The following is a 26,670-nucleotide window of genomic DNA, read 5'->3' on the forward strand; positions in this document are numbered from 1 at the left end:
GGAATTTTCATGACCGCTATTGCCTCGGAACTTGCTGCTGCCATTCGTTCGATCAACGACTATCCCAAGCCAGGGATCATCTTCCGTGACATCACCACGCTGCTCGGCAATCCGCGTGCATTTCGCCGCGCTGTCGATGAGTTGGTGCAGCCCTATGCCGGAATGAAGATCGACAAGATCGCTGGCATGGAAGCGCGTGGCTTCATTCTGGGCGGTGCCGTGGCGCATCAGCTGTCCGCTGGCTTCGTGCCCATCCGCAAGAAGGGCAAGCTTCCGCACACCACGGTGCGCGTGGCCTATAGCCTGGAATATGGCGTCGATGAGATGGAGATGCACGTAGACGCCGTTCAGCCAGGCGAGAAGGTCATTCTGGTGGATGATCTGATCGCGACCGGTGGCACGGCTGAAGGTGCGGTCAAGCTTCTGCGTCAGATGGGCGCTGAGATCGTATCCGCCTGCTTTGTCATCGACCTACCGGATCTGGGCGGCCGCAAGAAGCTTGAGGATCTTGGTGTCGACGTGCGGACGCTGGTGGAATTTTCCGGTCACTGATCCGGATCGCCCTTGAATGGCAAGGGCGACGCCGGAATTGTGTCGCCCTATTCGAATTCCAGAACATTGCTCTGGAATGTCACAACCGTCTTGCCGTGTTGGTTGACACCTTCGTTGAGGGTCGTGTTCAAAAGCACGCCGGGCCGAGAAGCCAGCGGGCGTGATGAAATCATCGTCGCGAAATAGGTCACGTCGTCCCCGGCATAGACGGGGCGCAGCCATTTGAGATTGCGAAAGCCCGGGGAGGGGCCAAGCTTGGGTGGTTCGATACCTTCCGAGGTCAGGCGTCTAACCTCTTTGCCCCAATAGGCTAGAAAGCACTTCATCCACGACGCGCTGGTTTGCCAACCGGATGCGCAGAGACCTTCAAAGACTGAGTTCTTTGCCGCGTCAGCGTCGAGATGGAACGGCTGCGGATCAAACTTCGTCGCGTAGCGAATGATGGATTCGGCGGAAAAATGGACCGTACCAAGTTCAAGTTTCACATCCGTCGGGTAAAGCTCGATAAACTTCATGATGCTGCTTTCCCTGTCGTGGCCAGCATGGCGTTCACTTCCGCCACGCAAACTGTCTCGCCGCGCTGGTTCTGCAATTCATGGCGCAATTTGATAACGCCCATGTCGGGGCGAGAGCGGGAGACGCGCTGTTCGACAACGGTCGATGTGCCGCTGAGCGTGTCATCGGCCAGAACCGGTTTTTTCCATTCGACAAAATCGACACCAAGCCCCGCCTGTGATGGCGCGTCCTTCATGTAGCTGTCCACCGTCATGCGCATCAACATGCCGCATGTGTGCCAGCCAGAGGCCGCAAGCCCTCCCAAAATACTGGCTTTGCCTGCCTCTTCAGAGAGGTGCATGGGCTGAGGATCGAATTCCATCGCAAATTCAATGATTTCGTCTGCAGTCACTGTTTTCGGCCCCAGCGGAAAACTCCGACCGGGCGTAAAATCTTCAAAGGCATATTTCACTCGCGAACTCCTCCTTCGCTGACTTCGACCAGAACGTAAACTAGCTTCGCGGTTTACGTAAAGGTAAAATAGGCGCGCGCATGCAGAATTTTGAGTTGCCAAAACGCAAACGGCCCGCGACGAAGCGCGGGCCGTTTGTTTCAATAGATCGTCAAATCAGGTGTTGAAGCGGAAGTGGATGACGTCGCCGTCATGCACCACATATTCCTTGCCTTCATCGCGGCCCTTGCCTGCTTCCTTGGCGCCGACTTCACCCTTGAAGGCAACGTAATCGTCATAGGCAATGGTGAAGGCGCGGATGAAGCCGCGTTCGAAATCGGTGTGGATCACGCCGGCAGCGCCGGGTGCCTTGGTGCCGCGCACGATGGTCCAGGCGCGGGTTTCCTTGGGGCCTACGGTGAAGTAGGTGATGAGGTCCAGCAGCTGGTAACCAGCGCGAATCAGGCGGTCGAGACCGGCTTCTTCAAGGCCTAGAGCCGACAGGAATTCTTTGGATTCCTCTTCTGGCAGCTGCGCCACTTCAGACTCGATGGCAGCAGAGATGATGACGCATTCTGCACCCTGCGCCTTGGCCATTTCAGCCACGGCCTTGGTGTGCTCATTGCCATCAACAGCATCGCCTTCCGCTACGTTGCAAACGTAAAGCACAGGGTGCGATGTCAGAAGGTTGAGGCCCTTCAGAACTTCGATCTCGTCGTCTGCCAGTGTCTTCAACAAAAGACGGGCAGGCTTGCCGTCGTTGAGCAGCTTGATAACCGCTTCCATGACGGGCAATTGCGCCAGCGAATCCTTGTCCTTGGAAGAGGCGCGCTTGCGGGTCTGCTCAACGCGACGTTCAAGGCTTTCCAGATCGGCCAGCATCAGCTCGGTTTCAATTGTGTCAGCATCACCAACAGGGTTGATGCGGCCCTCGACATGGGTGATGTCATCATCTTCGAAGCAACGCAGAACGTGAACCACCGCGTCGACTTCGCGAATGTTGGCAAGGAACTTGTTGCCCAGACCTTCGCCCTTGGATGCGCCACGCACGAGGCCCGCAATATCCACGAAGGAAATGCGTGTGGGAATGAGTTCCTTGGAGCCTGCAATATCAGCCAAAACCCGCATGCGTGGGTCCGGCACGGCCACTTCACCCGTGTTGGGTTCGATTGTGCAGAAGGGGTAGTTTGCCGCCTGTGCAGCCGCTGTTTTCGTCAGCGCATTGAAAAGTGTGGATTTGCCCACATTGGGCAGACCGACGATACCGCATTTGAAGCCCATGGCTTGAACCTGCCTCTGTTCTCTTGAGAATTCCGTTAGTCGAGCCTTTTGCGGAAAGGGCAGGGCAAGGTCAAGCCTTGAAGCCGCAAACCTTCAGGATTCCCCGCAAAAGCAGCTTAGACGGCGGGTTGCCCCATGCCGAGCCAGCCCGAAATGAGCGCCCAACCGCCGTAGATCAGGGCAACACTTGTCAACACGGAGAGAACTGCGAGAACAAGCCCCACCAGCACTGCCACATCGTCGCGCTGCGCCAACCCCAGGGCGATGGCGAGAACCGCAAGACCCGGCAGCACGTTACCGAATGGAATGGGCAGTGCGATCAGCACCGCCATGATGAAGACGACAATGCCAAGCCCGGCCGAGCCCAGCATTCGGGTCAGCACATGGCCGCGCGGGCGCAAAAGGCTTTCCAGCTTCGCCAGACGCGGCGCGGCTTTTTCCGCCGTCAGTTCTATGATGGACCGCGACACGGACAGGCGACCGAGGAAGGCTGGTAGCTTCATGCTCTTCGCGCCGAAAATGATCTGCAGCGATAAGATGGCAAGCGCCGTTCCGAAAATCATGCCTGCTGGAATGCCCGGCGTTGGAATGATGGCGGGGATAGCAAAGACCAGCAAGACAAAGGCAATCGCCTTGTCGCCGAGTTTGTCGAGCAGCCCGGCCAGCGTAACCTTTTCCGGCAGCTCCTGCGGCAGCCGTTGCAACAGCTGCGCCATGGTCTGGTGGGGAATATCCTCACGCATGGACGAGATATTCGCGTGATGCAGGAAATGAGCGGCGATCGGCGTCTGATGTTTTCATCAGCGTGAAATGGGTATGCTGCGAAAAGTTTCAAGCGGCGATGCGGTTGCTGCCCACGATCTCAGTCCTTCTTGGCAAACATCCGTTTCAGCATTTCGGCCATGGGCCCGGTTTCCGGCAGCTTCTTTGGCTGGGCGAAATTGCGCGCTGCGTGGATATGCGATGGCGCGGCGGGCTTTGCTGGGCCTGCGGCTTTCTTTTCCTCGGATTTCACGCCAGCGGCCAGCGCCAGCTTGTTCATCAGCTGCGAATCCTCGCCTTTCACCAGCATTTCGGCATTGTCGGCAATGGCATCGATCAGCGGCTCCAGCCACACCTTGTCGGCCTTGGCGAAGTCTCCCAGCACATGGCCGTTGACACGCTCCTTGTCGCCGGGATGGCCGATGCCCAGCCGCAGGCGGCGATATTCCTTGCCGCAATGGGCATCGATGGATTTGAGGCCATTGTGACCGCCATGGCCACCGCCAACCTTGATGCGGGCGCGACCCGCAACCAGATCCAGCTCATCATGGATGGCGATGATGTCGCCGATCTTGACCTTATAGAAGCGCATGGCTTCACCGACGGATTCGCCTGAAAGGTTCATGAACGTCAGAGGCTTGAGGAGAAGCACTTTTTGCCCTGCGATCTCGCCTTCGGAAATCTCCGCCTTGAACTTTTTCGACCAGGGCGCAAAAGAGGGCAGGCGTTGCAGTGCATCGACAGCCATGAAACCGATATTGTGGCGATTGCCCGCATATTGCGTGCCGGGATTGCCAAGGCCTGCAATGATGATCATGGACGCTTCCGCTTCGTTCGTTGGACCGATGCCTTCACCATCGAAAAATCAAGCGGAAGTCAACGCTTTTGTCGCGGCTTTTGGCTAGGGACGCGTTATGAGGCCGTGTTTTTCAAAAATCTGGCGCTGGGTTCCGTCCGAAATCATGCCATTGAGGACATGCTGCATTTTGGCAATCAGAGGGTCAGGAACAGAAAGATTGCACGCCATGCCGAGGCTCTGGTGGGTCAGAACAGCCACTTCCACAAACTCGCCGGGCGCAAGTTTGTTTAAAGAGCTTTCAGACATCGGCATCAGATCAATGCGCCCCGCCGCCAGCTTGACCAGGGTCGTGTCAAAATCTGCGCTGAGATCGATCCGCTTGAAATCTAGGGATTTCAGAACGGATTCGGTATAGTCGGTCCGCTGCGTTCCCACGACATAGGCCTTGGCATCCTCTAGACTGTTGATCTGCAGGCTGTGGTCCTTGCGCGCAACCAGAATGTTGCGATCCGTATGGAGGGGGAAAACCCATTTGAACAGGGGCTGGCGCGCAGGCGTGCGGGCTGCTGCTGCAACGCAGTGCATGGGTTCGGATTGGGCCAAGGCCAAAGCTCTAGCCCAGGGCAATATGTCCGCTTGATATTCAATGCCGCTACGCTCAAATATGATCTTCAACTGGTCCATATAGACGCCGCTCGGGCGTCCCTGGCTGTCCCTCACATTGTAGGGCGGGTAGTTTTCAGTTGAAATGTGCAGCCGCTCGGCTGAGGCCGGTAGAGCCGCGGCAAACAACAGCAGTGCTAATAGAGTTCGCAACATTGACGTTCATCCTCCCCGATGACGTTACGCCCTGACGTTTGCCGTTCGTTGTAGTCCCTGCTGTTCGAAAGCAGCCATGAAGGTGCTGATTGGCTGCGGTCTTGCGTAAAGATATCCCTGTCCGCAATCTACGCCAATATCTTTCAGCATGGCTTCCTCTTCTGCTGTCTCAATTCCCTCGGCAATCACGATGCAGTTCATTCTGTGCGAAATGGCGTTGATGCCTTCCACAAGCATGCGGCTTCTGTGGCTAATCTCCGCCACCTCATCCCGGATGGAGCGCGTAAACGACTGGTCGATCTTGATGATATCGATCGGGAAGCGGTTGAGATAGCTCAGCGACGAATAACCGGTGCCAAAGTCATCCAGTGCGATCCGGCATCCCAGTTCGCGGATGGCGCTCAGAACGGCTCGAATTTGCGGGTCGTCATGCATCAGCACGGCTTCGGTAATTTCTACCACAAGCCGGTTGGGCAAAATGCCGTAACGGTACAGCAGGCCGGCAATGCGCGTGGGCAGACCGGGTTCAAACTGAAGCGCAGAGAAATTCACGGCAACATAGGCATTGAAATAGGCGGGGACATGCGAAATAGCGGCGAGGTCACGCAGGGCGTGTTCAAGGATGGCGTTGCCGATGCGCCTTATCGTGCCGTTTTCTTCGGCAACATTGATGATTGCTGCGGGCGAAAGAATGCCCTTGCGTGGGTGGTTGAGGCGCATCAATGCCTCAAAGCCAACCGTTTCGCCATTGGTCAGGTTGCGAATGGGCTGGAAATGAGCCTCCAGCCAATCGCCGTCCAGCGCCTGTTCAATATCCTGCTCAATGTCTGCGCGCTCTCGCGCCTGCGACATGATCGACGGATCGAACATCTGCGCGCCGTTCTTGCCCGCACGCTTCTTGCTGTACATGGCCATATCGGCGTTTTGCAGAAGTTCGGATGCCGTTTTTGCGTGGGTGGGGTAAAGCGCCAGGCCGATACTGGCACTGAGGCGCACGTTGTGGCCGACAGCGTCGAAAGGCGTATCGAAAATCGAGCAAATGGCATCGCATAGCTTGTTGGCGCGTCCATCAGCCATCGGTCCTGTCAGCAGGATCGCAAACTCGTCACCGCCCAGCCTCGATGCCGTATCGAGCGGGGTGAGAAGCCCCTTCAAGCGGTCGACAAAGGTCTGGAGCACGGCGTCACCCGCCGCATGGCCAAGATTGTCGTTGATCATCTTGAAACGGTCGAGGTCGATGAACAGGCAGGCAAGCTCGGTATTGTTCGCATCGGCCTCGAGAATCTTATCATCAAGAATGGCTTCAAAGCCCTGGCGATTGAAGAGCCCGGTCAGATGGTCGGAAATGGCCTGCAAGCGATTGCGCTGCTCCGATCGGCGAAGCTCGGTCACGTCGGTCATGACGCTCAAGCCCTCGGAGCGATGGTGGCCATCGCCAAGATCCAGCGTCTTTTCCGCAATCAGCACGTCCATGTGGCGGCCATCGCCGCATTGAAAATGGAGCGTGAGTTCGGAACTGCCCGCAATGGCGTCAGCTGTTGCTTCATGGTGTTTGCGCAGGACAAACCGCGCCCGATCTTCGGGGACGATCAGTTCGGCGAAACTGCGGCCCAGAACATCTTCGCGCTGGTAGCCTGTGGCCTCCACCCAGTAATCGCTGACGGCGGCAATGCGGTCTGCCGGGTCGAGGGAGAACAACATGGCCGGGGTGCGATTGTAAATCTCTGTCGTGCGCAGATGCGCCTTCTTGATTTCCTGTTCTTCCCGTTCCAGCTGAATCTGCATTTCATTGAAGCTGCGCGCCAGCCGTCCCATTTCGTCCTTGGAGCGCCAGTCGACATGGTGGCGGGAGCCGAGCCTGCGTGTCGCCTCAATGGCCGCAGTCAGCCGCAGCAAGGGTTTCATCACCATCAGCCGGTTGCCAATGATGGCTGCGGTGAACAGGGTGAAGATCGCCAGAATGAAAATCGAGATGAAGGCCAGCTCGATATTGCTCAGCGAATTGAACAGTCCAACATTTTGAAAGAAAACGGTGATGGTGCCGACCTTTGTCTCACCATCCAGGTTCTTGTAATTGATGTCGCGTGAGATTGAGGACGTATCGCCTGAGGCAACGGAACCTGCTGTCTGGGTAATGTCCAGATGACCGAGCGTATCGCGGACTTTCACCATGTAGACGGCGGGATCGGTAACGAGTGTGCCAGTGATCTGGTTGATGGTCTCGTCATCAAGGTCCCAAAGCGGGCGGCCAAGTGCCTGCGAATTGGCAACCAGCAGGATTTCCAGGCGGTCTCGCTGGGTGGCGACCGACTCATGGTGGGAAAGCATAAGCAGAATAGTAAAAAGCGGCGCGACCAACGCAAGAAGTGCGCCGGAAACAATCGCGATAAAGCGACTTTCAACGGAATGGGTCATCTGCAGCTATATCGTCCTTTGTCCTTCAAACCCTTGCCGCAGAGATGCGATAAAAGCTTCATGTTCGAATTACGACGCGTCCGATAGTCGGTGCAAAGCCTTGGCGTGGCTCTACAACCGACAATACGCAAAGTCGTAAACCCAAAGCTTTGACTTATCGTTTCCGGGCATGATTAACCCTTGCTGAAGACAAGGCCGAAACGGCCGGTGTTGCTGTTTCGTTGTGGAAAAAGTCCATAAAAAATGCCCCGCATCTTGCGATGCGAGGCATTGAAGAGAGAGCGATGGACAGCGCAGATGCGCTGAACAGATTACTCGGAAGCGCCTTCGGCTGCTTCTTCCGTTTCATCAACAACTGCAACAGTTGGTGCAGCGATTGTCGCAACTGTGAAGTCGCGGTCAGTGATGACAGGAGAAACGTTCTTTGGCAGCTTGATATGCGAAATGTGAATGCTATCGCCGACCTTGAAGCCATCGAGGTCAACAGTGATTGCTTCAGGAATATCATCCGCAGGCACGTGGGCTTCGATTGTGTGACGAACGATGTTCAGAACGCCACCTGTCTTGATGCCAGACTTCTCTTCGTTGATGAAGTGAACTGGAATTTCAACAGTGACCTGCGAGTTGCCAGATACGCGAAGAAAATCGACGTGCATCATGAAATCGCGGACTGGGTCGCGCTGGTAATCCTTTGGAAGGACCTTGTAGATCTGGCCGTCAACGTTGATCGTTGCGACAGTCGTCATGAAACCACCGGCCTGAACGCGCTTGGTGACTTCATTGGTCGAGATAGCGATAGAAACCGGGGCTTGCTTGTCACCATAGATGACAGCAGGAATCAAACCGTTGCGACGAAGTTCACGAGAGGACCCCTTACCAACTCGTTCGCGCGCCTCGGCCTTGAGCTCATACGATTCTTTGCTCATGGCATAATCCTTTTAGGTTGTCTGGAGAGTTCATTCCGGCGTGCCGGAGCAAACTGGAGAAAGCTCTTTCAAAAGCCGTCTCGCCCGCGTTGCCTCCAAGGGTGTCTACACGGATGCGGGCGCTATAGTATAAAGACGGTTTAAAGGCAAGTCCGTTCAGCCCCGGCCTGCGTCCCAGCCACGCCTTATGCCTGACAACCGGGCCGCATCAACACGGATGACGCTTTTTTTCGTTGAAAGAGACACGCATCAGGTGCACCATCGGTTCAAGATCGGGAGGAGATCATGACCAACGGCACGGCACATGCTGACCACGTGTATCGAAGCGCCAGCCAGCCTTCGGCTGCGGCAAGTTCACCCATCATCGCATCGTGGCGGCGGTGCATGACCATGCACCATCTGGCACCTGAACAAAGCAGCGAGCCCATCTTCCTGGGCGATGCGGAGTTTCGCCGCGCCCGGGAAATCTCGGCACGCCTGATTGCCGAAAGTGCCGACGAGCTGGACCGCATTTTTCTGAGCGTCGGCAAGGCCGGGTGTTGCCTTCTGTTGACGGATGCGGATGGCGTTGCGCTGGAGCGGCGCGGTGCGGCGACCGACGACCGGGATTTTCGCAGGCTTGGCCTGTGGTCTGGTGCCGTCTGGAGCGAAGCGAGTGTCGGCACCAACGGCATCGGCACGGCGCTGGCCGATGAGCGGTCCGTGACCATCTACCGCGACCAGCATTTCTTCTCGTCCAACATCAATCTTTCCTGCACCACCGCGCCCATTCGCGATCATCTCGGCCATGTCACCGGCGCACTGGACATTTCCACCTGCCGCGATGACGTCAATGATCTCACATTCTCTATGCTGACCCAGGCAGTGCGGGATGCGGCCCAGCGCATCGAGGGCAATTTGTTCCGGGCGGCATTCCCCGGTGCCCGCATCCTCATGCTGCCATCTGGTCAATCGGCTGCTTTGTCGCTTCTGGCCGTGGATCAGGATGATATCATTCTGGGCGCTACACGGGCGGCACGTCTGGCCTTGAAGCTGGATGATGCGCATCTGGCTGCTGGTATTCCAGCATCTGATGCCCTGCGGGAAGAGCGGCATGACAAGGGGGCAGAGCTGGCTGAGGCTGAGCGTGCAGCGCTTCGCCGGGTTCTGGCGCGTGCCGAGGGCAATATCAGCAAGGCGGCAACTCTGCTGGGGATCAGCCGCGCCACGCTTCACCGAAAGATGAAGAGGCTCGCGGTCCACTAAGGTGCATCTGTCGCATATGTGAAACACTGTGCACTGCGGTATTGCGGCGGCACCCTATGAAGGCCAGAATTCTGGGTTCACCATTCTCCCCAGGCGATCCGATACAGGTCGCATTTCATCAGGGAGGATGAACGCATGAACATTCAGGTCCAGCAAAAAGCCGGCGAAGCTCCATTCAAATTGAAATACGGAAATTATATTGGCGGCCAGTGGGTGGAGCCGAAATCCGGACGTTATATGGATAATCTGTCACCCGTGACAGGCCAGAAGATTTGCGAAGTTCCCCGTTCAGACGCCAGCGATATCGAGTTTGCGCTGGATGCTGCGCACAAGGCGCGCGCCGCCTGGGGAACGACGAGCGCGACGGAACGCTCCAACATTCTGTTGAAAATTGCCCAGCGCATCGAGGATAATCTCGAGCTTATCGCTCGCGCCGAGACATGGGACAATGGCAAGCCGCTGCGCGAAACAACGCATGCCGATATTCCGCTGGCGATTGACCATTTCCGTTATTTCGCCGGTTGTATCCGTGCGCAGGAAGGCTCGATCGGTCAGATCGACAATGACACGGTCGCTTACCATTTCCACGAACCGCTTGGCGTCGTCGGCCAGATCATTCCGTGGAATTTCCCGATTCTAATGGCGACATGGAAGCTTGCACCGGCGCTTGCCGCTGGCAACTGCGTGGTTCTGAAGCCGGCGGAACAGACGCCAGCGTCAATTCTGCTCGTCATGGAGCTGATCGAGGATCTGCTGCCGCCGGGTGTTGTCAACATCGTCAATGGCCTTGGCCTTGAGGCCGGAAAGCCGCTGGCGCAGAGCAACCGCATTGCCAAGATCGCCTTCACCGGCTCAACCTCGGTCGGCAAGGAAATCATGCGCTATGCCGCTGATAACGTTACCAACATCACGCTGGAACTGGGCGGCAAGTCCCCCAACATCTTCTTTGCCGATGTGATGAATGAGGATGATGCTTTCCTCGACAAGGCACTCGAAGGCTTTGCCATGTTTGCGCTCAACCAAGGCGAGGTGTGCACATGCCCGTCCCGCGCTTTGGTGCACGAATCGATCTATGATCGCTTCATGGAAAAGGCCATCAAGCGGGTGGAGGCCATCAGCCAGGATGACCCGCTGAACGCCGCCACCATGATCGGCGCTCAGGCTTCGCAAGAGCAGTTCGACAAGATCATGAGCTATCTGGAGATCGGCAAAAAGGAAGGCGCGAAAGTGCTGACTGGCGGCGACAAGAAATCGCTCTCCGGCAATCTGAAAGACGGCTTCTACATCCAGCCGACGGTGTTTGAAGGCAACAACAAGATGCGGGTGTTCCAGGAGGAAATCTTCGGCCCCGTCGTATCCGTCACCACCTTCAAGACGGTCGAGGAAGCCATCGAGATCGCCAATGACACGGTCTATGGCCTTGGCGCTGGCGTGTGGAGCCGCGATACCAATCTTGCCTATCGGGCAGGGCGCGGCATCGAAGCGGGTCGCGTCTGGACCAATTGCTACCACGCCTATCCGGCTGGTGCAGCGTTTGGCGGTTACAAGCAATCGGGCATTGGTCGTGAAACCCACAAGATGATGTTGGATCACTACCAGCAGACCAAGAACCTGCTGGTTTCCTACAGCCCCAACAAGCTCGGCTTTTTCTGAGGCCAGCCGCTTCCAATCGCCAAACAGCAAAAAGCCGGGGCAAATGCTCCGGCTTTTTCATTGATACGATGATGAAAAATATCAGTCGAAGAGACCAGAAACAGACTGTTCCATGGCCGTGCGGTTGATCGCCTCGCCGAGCAGGGTGGCGGTGGTGATGACGCGGATATTGTGCGCGGACTGTACAGCGGTCGTTGGCTGAATGCTGTCTGTGATAACAAGTTCACGCAGCTTGGACGATGCCACGCGCGCAACGGCACCACCGGACAGAACGCCGTGGGTGATGTAGGCGGTTACGCTGGTCGCGCCGTTCTTGAGAAGAGCTTCTGCCGCGTTGCAGAGCGTGCCGCCGGAATCGACGATATCGTCCATCAGCAGGCAGTCTTTGCCGGTCACGTCACCAATCACGTTCATGACTTCGGACTCGCCGGGACGATCACGGCGCTTGTCGACGATGGCCAGCAGACAGTCGAGACGCTTTGCCAACGAACGGGCGCGGACAACACCGCCAACGTCAGGGGAAACGACCACGACGTTCTTGGTGTCGTAATGTTCCTTCACGTCGCGCGCCAGAATAGGGGCGGCGAAGAGGTTGTCGGTTGGAATGTCGAAGAAGCCCTGGATCTGTCCAGCATGCAGATCAAGCGTCAGAACGCGGTCTGCACCGGCTTCGGTAATCAGGTTGGCAACCAGCTTTGCCGAAATCGGTGTGCGAGGGCCAGCCTTGCGGTCCTGCCGAGCGTAACCGAAATAGGGAAGAACCGCCGTGATGCGCCTTGCTGAGGAACGACGCATGGCGTCGATCATGATCAGCAGTTCCATCAGGTGGTCATTAGCGGGGAAAGACGTGGACTGAACGAGGAAGACATCCTCGCCACGCACGTTTTCTGAGATTTCTACGAATATTTCCTGGTCAGCAAACCGCTTTACAGTGGCATTTCCAAGAGGGACATTCAGATACTTGCAGATCGCTTCGGCCAGATGCCGGTTCGAATTGCCTGCGAAAACCTTCATTGTTGCCGCCTGTTTCCATGCCAATGCTGAAGATCCTACAACGTTGCTCGCTGTGGTCTCCGCGTCGTTCTACGGGAAGGAATACCCGACCCGAATGGGTGCCGGACATGCCGTTTTGCCATGGGCGCTTTAATAGCGGTGTTGCCCGTGAATGCAATAGGTCAGAGGGTGTTAGCCTTAATTTTCATGAAAACTTTGTGACTCGGTCGAAGCTTATCCGCCTTGATTCTATCACAGGTTGCTCATCCGCGCTGAGCATTTTTCCATGACTGGTAATCCTGCAGTGTTTTGGCCGCGATTTTTTGCATGGCCGCGTCTGTTGCGCCAGACCACGGGTCTGCTCCGCGTGCAGGCACAACTTCCTGGCCCTGAAGTCGGTGAAGCCGCGCGCCATTCGCATCCAGCACATCCCACACATAGACAATGGTCACGTTGCCGCCATCGGCAAAGGCTGAGAGATAACCTTTCAGAATATTTTCAGCCGTGGTGTCCGAGGAGGGACGGATGGTCAGCCCTTTTGCGCGGGCTTCCGCACCCAATTGTCTGGAAAGCGGAGTGACGGCCTGAACGGGCGCGCCGATGATCGGCAAAAACCGGATTGTGCCAGCTGATGCGCCTGATGGGAGGGCCACCGTCTTTACCTCTGGCTGCGGCTGAGCCGCAGGCATGGGCTGGTTTGCCACCGGCTTGCCGTATTGAACACCGCTGGACATGGCCTGCGCCTGGGCCTGTCGGGTGTTTTGCGGGGCGTAGGCTGGAACCTGAGATGTTATGCCCGTCGGCGTGCGGTCAGCGGCGGCGGCGACCTGATCCAGATCACCCTGATTGACCGGAGTCGATTGCACGTTGCTTTCCCCCACATTCACAAGCGGGGTCAGCGTATCGGTGGTGTTGCAGGCCGATAGAGCGAGGGTCAGGATCGGGATTGCGATGACCAATCCTAACCGGCGCATGTCAGATGTCCCTTCATCACGTCCTCCGCCCAACCATCATATTTTTGTAATGTAGGGTTTGAGGTCGTTGCGAGTCAAATCGAGTTTAGACCGTCAACAGATCAAGGCTGTGGCGCGAGAGTGATTCCGGTGCCCCTTCCGTGGTGAGGTAGGTCTGGCCAAGGGTCATCGCCGCGCCGGTGTCGCTGTCCATGATGATCATGTGAACGAACAGCGTCATGTTGGGCAGGATTTCCTGCGTGTTGCCCGCATAGAACATCTGGTGTTCCATCCATGAGGGCGAGAAACGAGCGCCCAGAGAATAGCCGCAGGCATTCAGGCGGTGGCGCGTCAGTCCGCGCTCGTCCATGATGCGGGCGTGGACATCGAAGACATCCCCGAAGGTGTTGCCGGGGCGCAAAACCTCCTCAATGGCTCGGATGTTCTCGGCACAGGCGTTGTAAAGCTCCTTGTGACGGAAATCCGGCTCGCCGATGATGATGGTGCGCATCATGGCGGCGTGGTAATGGGCGCTGACGCCAGCCCATTCCAGCGTCAACTGGTCTTTCGCATCCAGTTTGCGGCGTCCCGCCTTGTAGCGGCACAGAAGCGCGTCGGGGCCAGAACCGATGATGAACTCATTGGCGGGATAATCGCCACCGCCCGCAAAGACAGCACCCTGCATGGCAGCAAGAATATCCGCTTCGTCTGCTCCTGGGCCCACGATCTTGAGCGCGGCATCCAATGCATCATCCGCCAATTCACCAGCGCGTTTCGCATAGGCGACTTCTGCGGGGCTCTTGACCAGTCTCAGTCCGCTGACGACGGCCGATGCATCGATGATCTGGCAGAAGCTTGCGAGTTGATTGTCGAGGAGGCGGGCAACTTTGCCCGTCATGCCGTGGGTATCGAATTCGATACCGATACGGCAGCCAAGCAGATCCATATCGCTCAGCAGGTCTTTGAGGTCGAGTGTTGGATCGGCATTGATGCGATCCACCCAGATGACGATGTTTTCGATGTTGGAGGTCTGGCGTGCCTGGCGCAGATCGGCCGAGCGCGTCAAAAGCGTCATGGTGCCATCGGCCTTGACCACCAGCGTCTGGAAAAAGCAGTAGCCGAATGTGTCGTAGCCGGTCAGCCAGTACATGCTTTCCTGCGCAAACAGCAGGATAGCGTCCAGCTTTTCCTCTGCCATCTTCTCGCTCAGGCGTGCGCGGCGTGCCTCGAATTCGGCTGCGTCGAAGTGCAAGGCCATATCAGTTCTCCAGAATTGCTATTGCTGAAATCTGCCGTCCATAATCCGGCTCGCGGAGATGCGTAGTTCGGCGGAACGAGAAGAACCTGTCATCATCCGGGTAGGTGCAGAGATCGAGATTTTCCGCCGTTACGCCAGCGCCAGCCAGCCGGTCGATGGTCAGTTGCTTCAGGTCGAAAAAGGCATGGCCCTCATTGGGTGAGGGCGAAAGGTAGGTCGCGTAGGCAGGGTTCATGTCTTCAAGGCTTTCGACACGCTCCGGTCCGACCTCGTAATTCAGGCGGCTGATGGAGGGGCCGAGGCTTGCCACGATCCGCTCCCGCTTGGCGCCAAGGCCAATCATCGCCTCGATGGTGTTTTCCAAAACGCCCGTAACGGCGCCCTTCCAGCCCGCATGGGCCGCGCCCACGACGCCGGCCTCTGCGTCCGCAAAAAGAATGGGCCCGCAATCGGCGCTGAGAACGCCAATGATGATGCCCGGCGTGGCCGTTACCATGGCGTCGGCTTCCAGTCTCTCGCCATTATAGCTCCCGTCGATGACGTTCACATCGGGAGAGTGCATCTGGTGCACGGTCGCCAGTTTTTCCACTGGCAGTCCGAACCATTGGGCAACGCGCCTTCTGTTTTCCATCACCGACTGGCGGACATCATGAGAGCCCAGCCCGACATTCAGACCACGATAGATGCCTTCCGAGACACCGCCGTGACGGGTGAAGAAGCCATGGCGAATGGCCTTGTTTGCGCCCGCGGCCAGCAATGGGCTCTGGATGGGCAGCGGCAGAGTTTCGTCCTGCATACGGTGTCATTCCTTGGCGATGTCGCTGATTCTGAAACGAATATTCGCGTGCGAGTGTTTCCGGTTAAGCGCATCTCTTGCGATGCAGACGGCAGATTCTCTGCTTCGTATTTATCCAATGGTGGCCCAGGGGCGGTGCCCCTGTCAATCCAGGGGGCGGAATGGCAGCAGATGCACGGGCGCGCTGGACACTGCCAGCACTTTGAACAGTTCCCCCATTTTACCCGCACCTTCACCCGCCAACCGGTTGACGGCCTGGGCAATTTCCATCTCCTGATCCGGGGTGGCTTTGGATGCCAGCGCCTGCGCACGCTCCCGCAAGCCAAGGCCATAGAGGAAATCTCCCTGCGGCAGACAGCCATTGACGTGAACGCCAAAACTCTCCGCGGTCCTCATGAGGCTTTCAAAGTCCACATGGCTGGTCAGATCGGCCTCGCCGGGATGGGCCAGAACCGGATCATATTCATGCATGCGAAGCGCCTGCAACGTGTCGCCAAAGCCTGAGACGATGTAGCCATAATCGATGATAAGCGCCACGCCGCCCTGACTTTTCAGCCTTTGTGCAATGGCTGTCATCACAGCTTCGCGGGCAGGGGAATATTCGAATATGGTGCCGATCGGCTGGCGCTCCGGCAGGGGCGGCAGCAGGGTGGGGTCAATGCTGGCAAGTCCGGCTGTGAAGATCAGTTCGTTATCGGCATCCATCGCCACCACGCGTTCGCGGAAGCCCTGCGGCGTTTTCACGAACTGGCGGATGGGAATGGCGTCGAACAATTCGTTGGCGGCAATCAGCAAAAATCCCGGCGGCACGTCGACGAAACTTTCATGCCAGGCAATCTTGTCGCCATGGGCGGCCAGCGTCTGGCGCTGAATGTCGCTCAGTTTCGGGCTGGTTTCCACCAGATGGACCGTCATGGCGTCATAGAGCGGTGGTGCGATGCGCTGGATGACCCGCAGCATGTCAGCCATCATGGTGCCGCGTCCCGGGCCGATCTCCACCAGCCGCACAGGCGCAAGCGCGCCGTGCCGCTGCCATGCGTGGACGATGAACACGCCGAGCATCTCGCCGAACAGTTGGCTGATCTCTGGGGCGGTGACGAAATCTCCGGTGCGGCCAAAGGGTTGGCGCGTTTTGTAGTATCCGTGTTCCGGGTCTGCGAGACAGAGCGCGAAGAAGTCGGTCACGCTCATGGGGCCATTGAGGCGGATGAGGGACTTTATGCGGCGTGCAAGTGGTGTCGGCATGGTGTCACCCGGTCCCTATGCTGCCGAAGCGCGGCGCGCGCGTAGAACTGCCCAGACGCCCAGCAGGAACATGGGTGTTGATAAAACCATGCCCATGGTCAACCAGTCCCCGGCAAGATAACCGATCTGCGCATCCGGCTCACGGAAAAATTCCACAAAGATTCGCGACAGCGCGTAGCCGCAGACAAAAACACCCGTCACCGTACCGGGGCGTCGCAGCGCCTTGAAGCCATAAATCAGAATGGCGAGGATAATCAGCAGGACGATGCCTTCAAGCGCTGCTTCATAAAGCTGGCTGGGATGGCGCGCAAAGGGGCCGCCCGTTGGAAAGACCACCGCCCACGGCGCATCACTCAACCGACCCCACAACTCTCCATTCACGAAATTGGCGAGACGGCCGAAAAACAGGCCGATGGGTGCAACGGCGGCAATGATGTCGAACATGCTCCAGACGGGAATGCCGTTGCGGCGTGCAAACAGAACCATGGCGATGGTGGTGCCGATGAGGCCTCCATGAAACGACATGCCACCATTCCAGATCTGCAGCGCGCGGATCGGATTGGCGATGACGGCGCCCATATCGTAGAACAGAATATAGCCTATGCGTCCACCAAGCACGATGCCGGCGGCGGCCCAGACGATGAAATCATCGAGGTGGACAGGTGTGATCGGTGATTTTTCGTGCGGCCACAGGCGATCGGTAAGGCTCAATGTCCGGGCATAATACCAGCCCAGCATGATGCCGAAGACATAGGCGATGCCATACCAATGGATTGGCAGGGGTCCCAGGTTGAACGCCACCGGATCGATATTAGGGAAAGGCATGATCGAGAACTGGGCCAGCGGTGCAAACAAATCGCGTATTCCATTGTCATTGCGTTGAGAGCAAGGAACTCAAGAGTGCTACGGTTGGGCGCCGGATACCTCTTCTATTCTTTTACCCGGCGAGAAAATGGCGATTGAAAGAGGTATGGTCAAGGCGATTCTTCGGCGCAATGATGGCCGGGCCTGCGGCGTTTGAAGCGGTGTCGCTTCCTTATTTTTCTTGCAAGGCGGCGGATGAGTGCCTACCTGAGATGCATGACCCGGAAGAGCAAATGACCTTTCCAGATATTCATGAGGAAACAGCACCATGACAACGACCGGAACCAACCGAATTTTCGATGAATTCGCCAAGATCATGACTGATGCGGCCGGTGCCGCGCAGGGAATGCGCAAGGAAGTTGAATCCGCTTTTCATGCGCAGGCCGAGCGTTGGCTGAACAGCCTCGATCTCGTCAAGCGCGAGGAGTTCGAAGCCGTCCGCGAAATGGCCATTCAGGCCCGTGACGAGAATGACGCTCTGCGCGCACGCATCGAAGCCTTGGAAGCGAAGTCCTCCACGACCGCTTCATAAGCCACTTTTCCGACCGCTGATTCTGATGCCGGGCCTTCCCAAAGGTCCGGCATTTTTCATTTTTGTATCATTTCGAAGCAGTTTGCGCCGCAGTGGGGATTCGGGACTCACAAGCAAGCAATTTCATTCAGTTTTTTTTAACGTCTGTGGAAACGTCCAAAAAACACAATTGGCAGAGTCAGTTATGACTCACAACTGAGGTTTCGTAAGAGGAGATATACACAGTTCTGATTGTAAAAACGGGATGCCGGGGGTGGCGCGGGGACTCGCTCGTTATACACTGATTTTCAATGATGATTCGAAACGAACCCCGTAAGCTCCAGACATGTTTGCAGCGTTATTCTGGCGGCGTCGGGCATCATCCGTAAGTATTGAAATCCGGCATTTGCGTGTGCGTTTTTGTGCCTTTGCGTGCGAGACAGAACATTCATTTCCGGCTGAGAAGGTGCCGTATGAGCCTAATGGAATTTGAAGTCGAGCGTTACTCAAACCCGGTCGATATGATCGAGTTCGTTGCCGCGTCCAACGACTGGTCGTTCGAGCGCTCCGGCGAAGATGAAATCGCTATGACCGTCGAGGGCAAGTGGGCTGATTATCACGTCTCGTTCTCGTGGATGGAGCAGTTCGAAGCGTTGCATCTGGCTTGCGCATTCGATCTTAAGATCGCCGATCACCGGGTCAATGAAGTCATCCGCCTTCTGGCGCATGTCAACGGCCAGACGCTGATGGGGCATTTCGATCTGTGGCGTCAGGAAGATGTCGTCATTTTCCGTCAGTCCTTGTTGCTGGCAGGTGGCGCGGAGCCAACAAACCAGCAGGTCGAAGTGCTGCTCTCCAGCGCGCTTGAGGCTTGCGAACAGTATTTCCAGGCATTCCAGTTTGTTGTCTGGTCCGGCATGGAAGCCAAGGCTGCCATGGAAGCCGCGCTGTTCGAAACAGTTGGGGAAGCCTGAGCCTATGGTCTCGCTTGCATCTGGTCCGCTTGTTCTCATCGGCGCTGGCAATATGGGCGGCGCCTTGCTCTCTGGCTGGTTGAAAAAGGGCGTCACGGGTTCCTCGGTCATCGTGATCGATCCCGGTCCATCCGACGCTATGATGGGCGTGATTACGGAAGCTGGTGCCACGCACCTCACCGCGCCACCGGAAAATACGGTTGCGGGCATTCTGTTTCTGGCCGTCAAGCCGCAGTTGATGGATGTTGTTCTGCCTGCGTTGAAATCCATGGTCGGGCCACAAACCGTTGTCGTGTCCATCGCGGCGGGTAAGACGCTCGATGGTATCGAAACCCTTCTTGGTAAGTCCGCTGCCATCCGCGCCATGCCGAACACGCCTGCCATGATCGGGCGCGGAGTGACTGGTGCGTTTGCCAATGAGGCGGTGAGCGAGCAGCAGCGTTCCCTCGTCGAGACGCTGCTGAAGGTCAGCGGTCCGGTTGAGTGGGTTGCGACCGAAGGCGATATCGACGCAGTTACAGCTTTATCGGGCAGTGGCCCTGCCTACGTCTTTTATCTCGTGGAGTGCATGGCAGAGGCAGGTCGCAAATGCGGCTTGCCGGCGGACCTCGCCATGCGCCTGGCACGGGAAACCGTCGCGGGGGCTGGTGAATTGCTTCATCAGTCCCCCGAGGACGCTTCACGCCTGCGCAAGAACGTCACGTCGCCCGGCGGCACGACTGCGGCAGCACTTTCTGTTCTGATGGATGACAATGGCATGCAGCCGCTGTTTGACAAGGCTATTGCTGCAGCCAGAAAACGCGCTGAAGAGCTGGCTGTTTAAAGAGGGCCTCGATGAGTGAGTCGATCACCTATGCAGACTTCGAGAAGGTCGATATCCGTGTCGGCACTGTTGTCGAGGTCGAGGCCTTTCCCGAGGCGCGCAAGCCTGCATTCAAGCTGAAAATCGATTTCGGGCCAGAGATCGGCGTCAAGAAATCCTCTGCCCAGATCACTGTGCACTACACGCCTGAAACCCTTATGGGGCGGCAGGTTATGGCGGTGGTCAATTTTCCGCCACGCCAGATCGGTCCTTTTCGCTCTGAAGTCCTGACGCTTGGTTTTGCTGACACCGACGGTGCCATCGTGCTGGCCGGTGTGGAACGTGCCGTTCCCAATGGCGAGAAGATGTGCTGAGGCAAGCGGTCTCCGCGATCTCAGACCGGGATTTTCACGATCACCCTCAATCCACCCTGCGGACTGTCATCCAGCGTCACGTCACCACCATGGCTTCGGGCGATGTCGCGCACGATAGACAGGCCAAGCCCGGTGCCGGAGGCATCCAGATTGCGCGCTTCATCCAGGCGATGAAACGGCTTGAACACATCCTCCCGTGAGTGCTCAGGAATACCGGGGCCATCATCATCGAAGACGAAGCTAATCGATTTCGGGGCCTTGCGGATTTCAACGGCGAGCGTTGTGGCATAGCGGTGGGCGTTTGCGGCCAGATTTCCGAGCAGACGAGAGAATGCGGTGGGGCGAACAGAAAGCTCCTGAATGCCGTTCAGCTGATAGCTGAAGGTCTTTCCGCAGGACTGGAAATCATTGGCGAACCTGTCGAATAGGGGCCCAAGTTCCAGCGTTCCGACCGTCTCCTCCGTGTCGTCCCTTGCGAAAGCCAGATAGGCCTCCAGCATGGACTGCATGTCATCGACGTCCTTGTCCAATCCCTCCAGATCGGGGTTGTCAGCCGCCAGCGCCAGCTGAAGCTTGAAGCGTGTGAGGATGGTGCGAAGGTCGTGGCTTACGCCGTTCAGCATGGCGGTCCGCTGTTCCATCTGCCGCTCGATGCGCTCCCGCATCAGGATGAAGGCGAGGCCAGCGCGGCGTACCTCATCGGCACCTCTGGGCGAATAGGCTGTCATTTTCTGCCCACGACCAAAGCTTTCTGCGGCTTTTGCCAGCGCCAGAATGGGCCGGATCTGACCACGCAGAAAAAGGATCGAAATTCCAAGCAGAACCAGCGAAGCACCCGCCATCCAGACGAGGAAGATATGCGTGTTGGACGCATAGGCCTGGCTGCGACGCGTGAAGACGCGCAGAGTTTTGTCATCAAGCTGGATGCGTATTTCCACCAGCGCACCATTGCCGAAAGTGTCGAGCCAGAACGGCTTGCCAATCTGCTGGCGAATCTGGTCCGCCAGAATGGTGTCGAGGATGGAGAACAGAGGTTGGGGCCGTGCTTCCGGCAGCTCCTGCTTCGGCTCGATATAGACACTGAGATCGAGCTTCTCGCGCGCGATGTTGATGACCCGCTGGTAGTCGTCTTCCTCAGGGTCAGTTTCCAGCAATTCGATGACAGCTGCAATATCGCGGGTCACGGCGGCAGAGAGGCGCTCCGTTACAAGCTGCCAATGGCGTTCCATGAACACAGCAGCGACAACGACCTGCAATAGGACCATGGGCAGAATGATGATGAGAAGCGAGCGTGTGTAGAGGCCTGTCGGCAGCCAGTGCCGCAGCCAACGGGCGGAAGAACGCCAGGCTCGCATGGGGGCGCTGTCTTGAACTGCGGTCATCAAATCGCCGATTGCCATTTTCGCCCACTCTCACTCGCCTGCGCGGGGCACAGGCTTTAATCGACACTCAGACGATAGCCGATGCCACGCACTGTCTGCAGGTAAACCGGGTTTGCAGGGTCGTCCTCGATCTTGCGACGAAGCCGGTTGATCTGCACATCGATGGTGCGTTCGCCCACATCTGCCTCCGCATCCACAAGCTCGTGGCGCGGAATGGTTTCGCCGGATCGCAGAGCGAACAGAAGCATGATGTCCTGCTCGCGGTCGGTCAGCCTGATGATGTCGGCACCGCGCCGCAATTCCTTGCGCGGCACGGAGAAATTATAGGGCCCAAAAATGATTTGTTCGATCTTGGGCGTGTCAGGAGACGCGTTGCGCCTCAAGATGTTGTTGATGCGTAGGACCAGTTCACGCGGATCAAACGGCTTTGCCAGATAGTCGTCGGCACCAGCCTCCAGACCCGCAATCCGCGCATCAGCTTCCGAACGGGCCGTCAGAAGAATAACGGGAACGGACTTGTTTTCGTTGAGTGACTTGGTCAGCGACAATCCGTTTTCGCCGGGCATCATCACATCGAGGATCAGCAGATCGAAGCGTATGCCCTCCATCTTGCGGCGTGCTTCGGCGGCATCTGCTGCTGCGGTAATGCGGTAGCCCTTGTCCCCCAGAAAGCGCTGCAGCAAAGCGCGGATTCGCGAGTCGTCATCAACGATCAGCAGGTGAGGGGCGTCGTCATCCGCCAATGGCTGCCGGGGCGAATTGCTCACCATGTCATTCCTCCACTGCGTTCAAAACTCTGTCGGTGGCGGGATCACGCATGCGCGCCAGAAATTCGCGCACGCAGGCGCGCGCTTCTGGCTGCATGGCTTCCAGCGCCCGGTCGATGCGGCGAGACTGGGGATCGCTGAGTGCCAGCGCCAACTCACGTCCCGTCAGTGTTGGATAGAGCCTGCGCTGTCGGCGATCTTCAGGCCCGGCCATCTGGCGGATATAGCCATCATCGATCAACTGCTTCAGCACGCGGGCAAGGCTTTGCTTGGTAATCTGCAACGTGTCCAGCAGGTCGGCCACCGTCATGCCCGGCTGGCGGCAAACGAAATACACCACGCGATGATGCGCCCGGCCATAATCCAGCTTGGACAGGATCACATCAGGGTCGGACACGAAATCCCGGTAGGCAAAGAAAAACGCCTCGATCGTATCGAAGTCGATCTTTCCGTCATCGACATGCGGAAGCGCAGGGGCTTGCTTGGAAGCGGTCTTTTTCAGCGACTGCGCAGGCACTGTCATTCCTTCATTCTGGCTGGCCACGGGTGCCGGTTGGTACACACGCCGAGACACTACCCGAAAATGCGGCGAACGGGAGGATAGGCGTGATCATTTTGTGTTGCGATCGATAATATGGTGTCGGCTGGACATCAACATCAATATGGGCAAGCAGGCCGGTGAACGCAAAAGAGCGCGGACATGCCGCGCTCTCCTGTCGTTCAAATCTGAAATCGAATGCTTACTCGTAGACGTAAACAACACGACGTGTGCTTGGCTCTACCAGAACCGCACGGTCGTTGATGCGAACATAGCTGTATTCGTAATCAGGAACTGTCACCATCTGTGCACCAGCCGGAACAGTCGTGCCAACAACGACGTCGCCATCATAGGTGATCGTTTCACCCGGATGCTGGTCAATGTAGGTCATGACCTGCTCAGGTGGGTTTACTTCGCCAACGCGGCCGAGGTTTGGGTCGCCCGGGTTCGGCTCTGACTGAACATTGGATGTCTTCTCATAGGTCACCACAGGCACGTTGATGTCGCTACGGCGCTCACGAAGAATAACCGGCGCGCCTTCATACATCACGTTGAGATAATCGGCATTCGCCCAACCACGCAGGCCGTTTACCTCGACGCGGCACCAAGCGCTGCCGTCGATGCAGCCATCAAGCACAGCATCGCTGCCGCGTGTTGCCAGACCGACTTCCGGGTAGTCCTCGCCAGGACCGGACCGCACGGAAAGATCGGACGCAGTCGTGGCCACCATTGCTGCATTGGCATATCCGGCGAGCAACGCAAAAGCGCCACCGGCAATCATGATCTTGAGCTTCTTGTTCATTGGTCTCACTCCTTTGAAGGTCGGGGCAAGAACGCGCGAACATCAGGTCTGTTCCGAATTTCATGATCGCTAAAATACAATCTGCTCATACCGATTGGATATTGCACAGGCTTCGCAAACGCCGCCGCTTTGTTGTTTAACCGTGATGAGCAGTCTATAGAGATGCTGTTTTTTGAGAAGGAGAGACCATGGGTAAGCTACAGGCGGGCATTATTCCCGTGACGCCATTTCAGCAGAACTGCACAATCCTTTTCGATGAAGACACCAAGGAAGGCGTCATTGTCGATCCGGGTGGCGATGTCGATGTCATCATCCAGACGGTGACCGAAAACGGTATCAAGCTGAAAGAAATCTGGCTCACGCATGGCCATCTCGATCATGCTGGCGGGGCAAAGGAGCTGAAGGAAAAGTTGTCTCTGCCTATCATCGGCCCGCATGAGGATGACAAGCCGCTTCTGGAGCGCATCGAGACGCAGGCGCAAACCTATGGCATTCCCGGCCTTCAAAATGTGTTGCCGGATCGCTGGCTGGAGGATGGGGCCACCGTCTCCTTCGGCGATCACGTCTTTGAAGTTTACCATTGCCCCGGTCACGCCCCCGGCCACGTCATTTATTACAACCGTGCGCAGGCTTTCGCCCATCTTGGTGATGTGCTGTTCAGCGGCTCGATTGGCAGAACGGATCTACCGGGTGGCAACCACGAGCAATTGCTGGCCTCGATCCGCGACAAGGTGCTGCCATTGGGTGATGACGTCGGCTTTATCTGCGGCCACGGCCCCGGAGGCCGCATCGGCGAGGAGCGCCGCACCAATCCCTATCTCAAGGGCATCTAGTCGGCAGCCTAAAAGGTTGCAATTGCGTGAGTATTACACGCGCGACGGCAGGGTCGCGCGTTTCAACCGCCAGTGGGCATTGTGTGTTCCTGCCCGCAAATCAAAAAAACCCGGCATTCCTGCCGGGCTTCAACGAGAATAGAAAGTCGTCAGAGGTTAGCCGTCGATCTGGAGATTGACTGCTTTTGGTCCTTTGCCGCGACGATCAGGTTCAGTGTCGAAGCTTACTTTCTGGTTTTCCGAAAGAGCGGACAGGCCAGAAGCCTGTACGGCAGAGATATGAACAAAGATATCGGCGCCACCATTGTCTGGTTTGATGAAGCCGAAGCCCTTGTCTGTATTAAAGAATTTAACGGTGCCAGTCTCGGCCATGCATCAGGTCCTTTTCGCTCTGCCCGTGTTCAGCTCCAGGCAGCATTACAGTTTTGCCCGTGAGGGCGTACGGCAGGCAGTTTTTGAATGTTGAGAATATGGACCTTTGCGTGGAAAGCTTTTGACGTTCTGATCAACGTTATTTTGTCCCCGCCGCTCGGAGTTTTTATCCCCGAGGCATTTGTTTTTTAGGCCTTCCCATGCTCGTAACTCGCCTGAACAGCAACAGATTGCTGTGTTTATTCTAAATTGGCAAGCAAAACTTTTGGAGCAAATTCCGCGCCCGTTCACCTCTTTCAAAGCGGTTTTTGCGGCCAATAGCAGATTTTTTCTCGTGCTTTAGCAGTTGTGAAACGAAAACATCGCAATCGATAGGATTTTACACAAAATTTCGCGCAAAAAGAGTAAAGCTTTTCGGAGTATAGGTTCGCGTGAAGCTGTGTATTTTAAGAAATGCCCGTGGGGTTTTTGCGTTTTGACAATTCAGGAACCAGTTCAACCAGCAATATTGCGGTGAAAATAATGGCGCAGCCAATATAGCCTGCGGGCGAAATTTTTTCCTGCAGGAACATTGCCGCAAACATGGCCCCAAACAGGGCTTCGGACGATAGAAAGATCGCTGCCTGAGGCGCTGTCGTATAGCGTTGACCGATGACTTGCAGCACGAAAGCCAGGCCCGAGGAGACGAGACCGACATAAAGGATCTCATAGATCGAGGATGCGATAGCCGTGTAGTTGATAGGCTCCACGAAAGCGCCCGCGAGCATGCTCAGCACTGCACAGACGGCAAACTGTGTGCAGGAGAGTGCAAGGGGCCGGTTGCTTTGCATGACGAACCGCCCCGCCAGCGTGATCTGGATTGCCCAGAAGAAGGCGCAGACGATGCTCAGCATGTCGCCGGTGGTCAGGCTGCTCATGCTTCCTCCCGACAGGAGAAAAATACCGCACAGCATCATCAACGCGCCGGGCCAGACGACCCAATGCGGGTAGCGTCGGTAAATGACGACGGCGATGACCGGCACGAAGATGACATAGAGGGCGGTGAGGAAACTGGAATTGGTGACGGATGTCGTCAACAGCCCGACCTGCTGGGTGGTTGCTCCCATGAGGAGGGCAAGACCGACGAGAATGAAAGCCTTGAACTCGCCCCGGCTCGGCGGTGACTTCAAGCGGCGTGTTTCCATCATGGCGAAGGGCAGCACGGCAAATGCGGCAATGGCAAAGCGCAGACCCACAAACCAGAGCGGGCCAATCGTATCCATGGCGGTGGATTGCGCAACGAAGCCGCCACCCCAGATCGCAGCGGCGAGCAAGAGAACGAGATTGGCTTGAATGCGGGTCATGGGTCACCAAAAGCAGGGGCCGTGCCACTGCATAACCCTTTTCAACGTGGCGCTGATCTATCAGCTAAGAATTGCCACGGCAAGAACAGGGAGGGGCCTTTGCAGATGGTTCGAAGCGGGCCGATCAGTCGCGGCGCTGGCGCTGGAATGTCTCGCGAATGCTGTTCACTGTCAGCATGATGCCACCAACGGCCAGGGTCGCAAAACCTGTGACCAGAAGAACGATCACGAATATGCGGTCGGATGCTTGGGAGATGGGCGCGGCGGCAATGGCGGATGTGTGGATGGGATCTACCATTTCAGCGGCATGGGATGATGTGGCCAGCCCGGCTGCCATGGTGATCATCACGATAAGGGCGGCCAGCGCCATCCATAGCGTGAAAAGTATCCGTTGCATTCTCAGCCGGTCTGCAGACTTCCGATCATTGAGAAACATCGTTGCGGTCCCTGTTGCACGTCGTTGCG

General features: G+C 57.0%; 30 protein-coding genes. 9 read left to right on the plus strand and 21 right to left on the minus strand.

Annotated features, from left to right (window positions below):
- Positions 1-9 precede the first annotated feature (9 nt).
- A complete protein-coding gene (locus IFT53_RS07425; RefSeq protein ID WP_042617317.1) occupies positions 10-552 on the plus strand; it encodes an adenine phosphoribosyltransferase in 543 nt (180 codons plus the stop codon).
- 47 nt (positions 553-599) lie between these two features.
- Here the strand turns inward: IFT53_RS07425 and IFT53_RS07430 are convergent, their stop codons facing one another.
- The 8 genes from IFT53_RS07430 to IFT53_RS07465 all read right to left on the minus strand — a co-directional run bounded on the left by IFT53_RS07430 (position 600) and on the right by IFT53_RS07465 (position 8,500).
- Positions 600-1,067 carry a MaoC family dehydratase gene (locus tag IFT53_RS07430; protein WP_192064194.1) on the minus strand — a complete coding sequence of 156 codons (468 nt, stop codon included), beginning with the start codon at positions 1,065-1,067 and terminating at the stop codon, positions 600-602.
- Positions 1,064-1,519, minus strand: a complete 456-nt coding sequence (locus IFT53_RS07435; protein WP_042617315.1) for a MaoC family dehydratase — start codon at positions 1,517-1,519, stop codon at positions 1,064-1,066. The genes IFT53_RS07430 and IFT53_RS07435 overlap by 4 nt, the downstream gene beginning before the upstream one ends.
- Before the next feature lie 156 nt (positions 1,520-1,675).
- Complete coding sequence (gene ychF / locus IFT53_RS07440; protein WP_042617314.1) at positions 1,676-2,779, minus strand: redox-regulated ATPase YchF; 1,104 nt, start codon at positions 2,777-2,779, stop codon at positions 1,676-1,678.
- A gap of 116 nt (positions 2,780-2,895) precedes the next feature.
- Positions 2,896-3,522 carry an exopolysaccharide biosynthesis protein gene (locus IFT53_RS07445; protein ID WP_192064193.1) on the minus strand — a complete coding sequence of 209 codons (627 nt, stop codon included), beginning with the start codon at positions 3,520-3,522 and terminating at the stop codon, positions 2,896-2,898.
- Positions 3,523-3,641: 119 nt separating this feature from the next.
- Positions 3,642-4,358 carry an aminoacyl-tRNA hydrolase gene (pth, locus tag IFT53_RS07450; RefSeq protein WP_192064192.1) on the minus strand — a complete coding sequence of 239 codons (717 nt, stop codon included), beginning with the start codon at positions 4,356-4,358 and terminating at the stop codon, positions 3,642-3,644.
- An 84-nt stretch (positions 4,359-4,442) separates the two neighbouring features.
- The gene (locus IFT53_RS07455) at positions 4,443-5,159 is read right to left on the minus strand and encodes a substrate-binding periplasmic protein (RefSeq protein ID WP_192064191.1); all 717 of its coding nucleotides are present in this window, start codon (positions 5,157-5,159) and stop codon (positions 4,443-4,445) included.
- Between the two features lie 24 nt (positions 5,160-5,183).
- Entirely contained in the window at positions 5,184-7,574 is a 2,391-nt protein-coding gene (locus tag IFT53_RS07460; RefSeq protein ID WP_192064190.1) for an EAL domain-containing protein, read from the minus strand.
- A gap of 311 nt (positions 7,575-7,885) precedes the next feature.
- Positions 7,886-8,500, minus strand: a complete 615-nt coding sequence (locus IFT53_RS07465) for a 50S ribosomal protein L25/general stress protein Ctc (protein WP_042617309.1) — start codon at positions 8,498-8,500, stop codon at positions 7,886-7,888.
- 285 nt (positions 8,501-8,785) lie between these two features.
- On the opposite strand from IFT53_RS07465, the gene IFT53_RS07470 reads away from it, so the two are divergent.
- Both IFT53_RS07470 and adh read left to right on the plus strand, forming a co-directional pair.
- The gene (locus IFT53_RS07470; RefSeq protein ID WP_042617308.1) at positions 8,786-9,745 is read left to right on the plus strand and encodes a helix-turn-helix domain-containing protein; all 960 of its coding nucleotides are present in this window, start codon (positions 8,786-8,788) and stop codon (positions 9,743-9,745) included.
- 135 nt (positions 9,746-9,880) lie between these two features.
- On the plus strand, positions 9,881-11,398 hold the full coding sequence (gene adh, locus IFT53_RS07475; RefSeq protein WP_042617307.1) for an aldehyde dehydrogenase: 1,518 nt from the start codon (positions 9,881-9,883) through the stop codon (positions 11,396-11,398).
- An 81-nt stretch (positions 11,399-11,479) separates the two neighbouring features.
- On the opposite strand, the gene IFT53_RS07480 is transcribed toward adh, so the two are convergent.
- The 6 genes from IFT53_RS07480 to lgt all read right to left on the minus strand — a co-directional run bounded on the left by IFT53_RS07480 (position 11,480) and on the right by lgt (position 17,468).
- The gene (locus tag IFT53_RS07480) at positions 11,480-12,412 is read right to left on the minus strand and encodes a ribose-phosphate pyrophosphokinase (protein WP_042617306.1); all 933 of its coding nucleotides are present in this window, start codon (positions 12,410-12,412) and stop codon (positions 11,480-11,482) included.
- Positions 12,413-12,654: 242 nt separating this feature from the next.
- Positions 12,655-13,365, minus strand: coding sequence for a hypothetical protein (locus IFT53_RS07485; protein ID WP_192064189.1), 711 nt, complete (start codon positions 13,363-13,365; stop codon positions 12,655-12,657).
- 85 nt (positions 13,366-13,450) lie between these two features.
- Positions 13,451-14,602, minus strand: coding sequence for a M24 family metallopeptidase (locus IFT53_RS07490; RefSeq protein ID WP_192064188.1), 1,152 nt, complete (start codon positions 14,600-14,602; stop codon positions 13,451-13,453).
- A 1-nt stretch (position 14,603) separates the two neighbouring features.
- A complete protein-coding gene (pgeF, locus tag IFT53_RS07495; protein ID WP_192064187.1) occupies positions 14,604-15,398 on the minus strand; it encodes a peptidoglycan editing factor PgeF in 795 nt (264 codons plus the stop codon).
- A 144-nt stretch (positions 15,399-15,542) separates the two neighbouring features.
- The gene (locus IFT53_RS07500; RefSeq protein ID WP_192064186.1) at positions 15,543-16,643 is read right to left on the minus strand and encodes a class I SAM-dependent methyltransferase; all 1,101 of its coding nucleotides are present in this window, start codon (positions 16,641-16,643) and stop codon (positions 15,543-15,545) included.
- 15 nt (positions 16,644-16,658) lie between these two features.
- The gene (gene lgt, locus IFT53_RS07505; protein WP_192064477.1) at positions 16,659-17,468 is read right to left on the minus strand and encodes a prolipoprotein diacylglyceryl transferase; all 810 of its coding nucleotides are present in this window, start codon (positions 17,466-17,468) and stop codon (positions 16,659-16,661) included.
- A gap of 134 nt (positions 17,469-17,602) precedes the next feature.
- Between lgt and IFT53_RS07510 the strand changes: the two genes are divergently transcribed.
- The 5 genes from IFT53_RS07510 to IFT53_RS07530 all read left to right on the plus strand — a co-directional run bounded on the left by IFT53_RS07510 (position 17,603) and on the right by IFT53_RS07530 (position 20,168).
- Complete coding sequence (locus tag IFT53_RS07510; RefSeq protein ID WP_192064185.1) at positions 17,603-17,779, plus strand: hypothetical protein; 177 nt, start codon at positions 17,603-17,605, stop codon at positions 17,777-17,779.
- Positions 17,776-18,039 (plus strand): accessory factor UbiK family protein, encoded by a 264-nt coding sequence (locus tag IFT53_RS07515; RefSeq protein WP_042617301.1) that lies wholly within the window; start codon positions 17,776-17,778, stop codon positions 18,037-18,039. The genes IFT53_RS07510 and IFT53_RS07515 overlap by 4 nt, the downstream gene beginning before the upstream one ends.
- A 452-nt stretch (positions 18,040-18,491) precedes the next feature.
- A complete protein-coding gene (locus IFT53_RS07520; RefSeq protein ID WP_042617300.1) occupies positions 18,492-18,992 on the plus strand; it encodes a YbjN domain-containing protein in 501 nt (166 codons plus the stop codon).
- 4 nt (positions 18,993-18,996) lie between these two features.
- Positions 18,997-19,815, plus strand: a complete 819-nt coding sequence (gene proC, locus IFT53_RS07525; protein ID WP_192064184.1) for a pyrroline-5-carboxylate reductase — start codon at positions 18,997-18,999, stop codon at positions 19,813-19,815.
- A gap of 11 nt (positions 19,816-19,826) precedes the next feature.
- Entirely contained in the window at positions 19,827-20,168 is a 342-nt protein-coding gene (locus tag IFT53_RS07530; RefSeq protein WP_192064183.1) for a tRNA-binding protein, read from the plus strand.
- A gap of 20 nt (positions 20,169-20,188) precedes the next feature.
- Here the strand turns inward: IFT53_RS07530 and IFT53_RS07535 are convergent, their stop codons facing one another.
- From IFT53_RS07535 to IFT53_RS07550, 4 genes are all read right to left on the minus strand, one after another.
- A complete protein-coding gene (locus tag IFT53_RS07535; protein WP_409233674.1) occupies positions 20,189-21,550 on the minus strand; it encodes an ATP-binding protein in 1,362 nt (453 codons plus the stop codon).
- A 56-nt stretch (positions 21,551-21,606) separates the two neighbouring features.
- Positions 21,607-22,320 carry a response regulator gene (locus IFT53_RS07540; RefSeq protein ID WP_042617296.1) on the minus strand — a complete coding sequence of 238 codons (714 nt, stop codon included), beginning with the start codon at positions 22,318-22,320 and terminating at the stop codon, positions 21,607-21,609.
- Between the two features lies 1 nt (position 22,321).
- Positions 22,322-22,840, minus strand: coding sequence for a MarR family winged helix-turn-helix transcriptional regulator (locus tag IFT53_RS07545; RefSeq protein WP_042617295.1), 519 nt, complete (start codon positions 22,838-22,840; stop codon positions 22,322-22,324).
- A gap of 217 nt (positions 22,841-23,057) precedes the next feature.
- A complete protein-coding gene (locus IFT53_RS07550; protein WP_192064181.1) occupies positions 23,058-23,657 on the minus strand; it encodes a DUF1236 domain-containing protein in 600 nt (199 codons plus the stop codon).
- A 188-nt stretch (positions 23,658-23,845) separates the two neighbouring features.
- Between IFT53_RS07550 and IFT53_RS07555 the strand changes: the two genes are divergently transcribed.
- The gene (locus IFT53_RS07555) at positions 23,846-24,490 is read left to right on the plus strand and encodes an MBL fold metallo-hydrolase (protein WP_192064180.1); all 645 of its coding nucleotides are present in this window, start codon (positions 23,846-23,848) and stop codon (positions 24,488-24,490) included.
- Between the two features lie 156 nt (positions 24,491-24,646).
- Here IFT53_RS07555 and IFT53_RS07560 read toward each other — a convergent pair whose 3' ends face one another.
- The 3 genes from IFT53_RS07560 to IFT53_RS07570 all read right to left on the minus strand — a co-directional run bounded on the left by IFT53_RS07560 (position 24,647) and on the right by IFT53_RS07570 (position 26,602).
- The gene (locus IFT53_RS07560) at positions 24,647-24,862 is read right to left on the minus strand and encodes a cold-shock protein (RefSeq protein WP_042617292.1); all 216 of its coding nucleotides are present in this window, start codon (positions 24,860-24,862) and stop codon (positions 24,647-24,649) included.
- A gap of 446 nt (positions 24,863-25,308) precedes the next feature.
- A complete protein-coding gene (locus IFT53_RS07565; protein WP_042617291.1) occupies positions 25,309-26,205 on the minus strand; it encodes a DMT family transporter in 897 nt (298 codons plus the stop codon).
- A 124-nt stretch (positions 26,206-26,329) separates the two neighbouring features.
- Complete coding sequence (locus IFT53_RS07570) at positions 26,330-26,602, minus strand: hypothetical protein (protein WP_155398778.1); 273 nt, start codon at positions 26,600-26,602, stop codon at positions 26,330-26,332.
- Between the last annotated feature and the right edge of the window lie 68 nt (positions 26,603-26,670).

This window comes from Rhizobium sp. CFBP 13644 (assembly GCF_014842165.1).
Classification (GTDB): Bacteria; Pseudomonadota; Alphaproteobacteria; order Rhizobiales; family Rhizobiaceae; genus Agrobacterium; species Agrobacterium tumefaciens_C.

Coding starts and splice junctions, on each gene's coding strand:
- ychF (WP_042617314.1), bottom strand. CDS start 2,779: ATGGGCTTCAAATGCGGTATCGTCGGTCTGCCCAATGTGGGCAAATCC.
- proC (WP_192064184.1), top strand. CDS start 18,997: ATGGTCTCGCTTGCATCTGGTCCGCTTGTTCTCATCGGCGCTGGCAAT.
- IFT53_RS07570 (WP_155398778.1), bottom strand. CDS start 26,602: ATGCAACGGATACTTTTCACGCTATGGATGGCGCTGGCCGCCCTTATC.
- IFT53_RS07455 (WP_192064191.1), bottom strand. CDS start 5,159: ATGTTGCGAACTCTATTAGCACTGCTGTTGTTTGCCGCGGCTCTACCG.
- IFT53_RS07425 (WP_042617317.1), top strand. CDS start 10: ATGACCGCTATTGCCTCGGAACTTGCTGCTGCCATTCGTTCGATCAAC.
- IFT53_RS07460 (WP_192064190.1), bottom strand. CDS start 7,574: ATGACCCATTCCGTTGAAAGTCGCTTTATCGCGATTGTTTCCGGCGCA.
- IFT53_RS07515 (WP_042617301.1), top strand. CDS start 17,776: ATGACAACGACCGGAACCAACCGAATTTTCGATGAATTCGCCAAGATC.
- IFT53_RS07520 (WP_042617300.1), top strand. CDS start 18,492: ATGAGCCTAATGGAATTTGAAGTCGAGCGTTACTCAAACCCGGTCGAT.
- pth (WP_192064192.1), bottom strand. CDS start 4,358: ATGATCATCATTGCAGGCCTTGGCAATCCCGGCACGCAATATGCGGGC.
- IFT53_RS07540 (WP_042617296.1), bottom strand. CDS start 22,320: ATGGTGAGCAATTCGCCCCGGCAGCCATTGGCGGATGACGACGCCCCT.
- IFT53_RS07500 (WP_192064186.1), bottom strand. CDS start 16,643: ATGCCGACACCACTTGCACGCCGCATAAAGTCCCTCATCCGCCTCAAT.
- lgt (WP_192064477.1), bottom strand. CDS start 17,468: ATGCCTTTCCCTAATATCGATCCGGTGGCGTTCAACCTGGGACCCCTG.
- IFT53_RS07490 (WP_192064188.1), bottom strand. CDS start 14,602: ATGGCCTTGCACTTCGACGCAGCCGAATTCGAGGCACGCCGCGCACGC.
- IFT53_RS07550 (WP_192064181.1), bottom strand. CDS start 23,657: ATGAACAAGAAGCTCAAGATCATGATTGCCGGTGGCGCTTTTGCGTTG.
- pgeF (WP_192064187.1), bottom strand. CDS start 15,398: ATGCAGGACGAAACTCTGCCGCTGCCCATCCAGAGCCCATTGCTGGCC.
- IFT53_RS07470 (WP_042617308.1), top strand. CDS start 8,786: ATGACCAACGGCACGGCACATGCTGACCACGTGTATCGAAGCGCCAGC.
- IFT53_RS07560 (WP_042617292.1), bottom strand. CDS start 24,862: ATGGCCGAGACTGGCACCGTTAAATTCTTTAATACAGACAAGGGCTTC.
- IFT53_RS07545 (WP_042617295.1), bottom strand. CDS start 22,840: ATGACAGTGCCTGCGCAGTCGCTGAAAAAGACCGCTTCCAAGCAAGCC.
- IFT53_RS07565 (WP_042617291.1), bottom strand. CDS start 26,205: ATGACCCGCATTCAAGCCAATCTCGTTCTCTTGCTCGCCGCTGCGATC.
- IFT53_RS07485 (WP_192064189.1), bottom strand. CDS start 13,365: ATGCGCCGGTTAGGATTGGTCATCGCAATCCCGATCCTGACCCTCGCT.
- adh (WP_042617307.1), top strand. CDS start 9,881: ATGAACATTCAGGTCCAGCAAAAAGCCGGCGAAGCTCCATTCAAATTG.
- IFT53_RS07465 (WP_042617309.1), bottom strand. CDS start 8,500: ATGAGCAAAGAATCGTATGAGCTCAAGGCCGAGGCGCGCGAACGAGTT.
- IFT53_RS07530 (WP_192064183.1), top strand. CDS start 19,827: ATGAGTGAGTCGATCACCTATGCAGACTTCGAGAAGGTCGATATCCGT.
- IFT53_RS07555 (WP_192064180.1), top strand. CDS start 23,846: ATGGGTAAGCTACAGGCGGGCATTATTCCCGTGACGCCATTTCAGCAG.
- IFT53_RS07535 (WP_409233674.1), bottom strand. CDS start 21,550: ATGACCGCAGTTCAAGACAGCGCCCCCATGCGAGCCTGGCGTTCTTCC.
- IFT53_RS07430 (WP_192064194.1), bottom strand. CDS start 1,067: ATGAAGTTTATCGAGCTTTACCCGACGGATGTGAAACTTGAACTTGGT.
- IFT53_RS07480 (WP_042617306.1), bottom strand. CDS start 12,412: ATGAAGGTTTTCGCAGGCAATTCGAACCGGCATCTGGCCGAAGCGATC.
- IFT53_RS07445 (WP_192064193.1), bottom strand. CDS start 3,522: ATGCGTGAGGATATTCCCCACCAGACCATGGCGCAGCTGTTGCAACGG.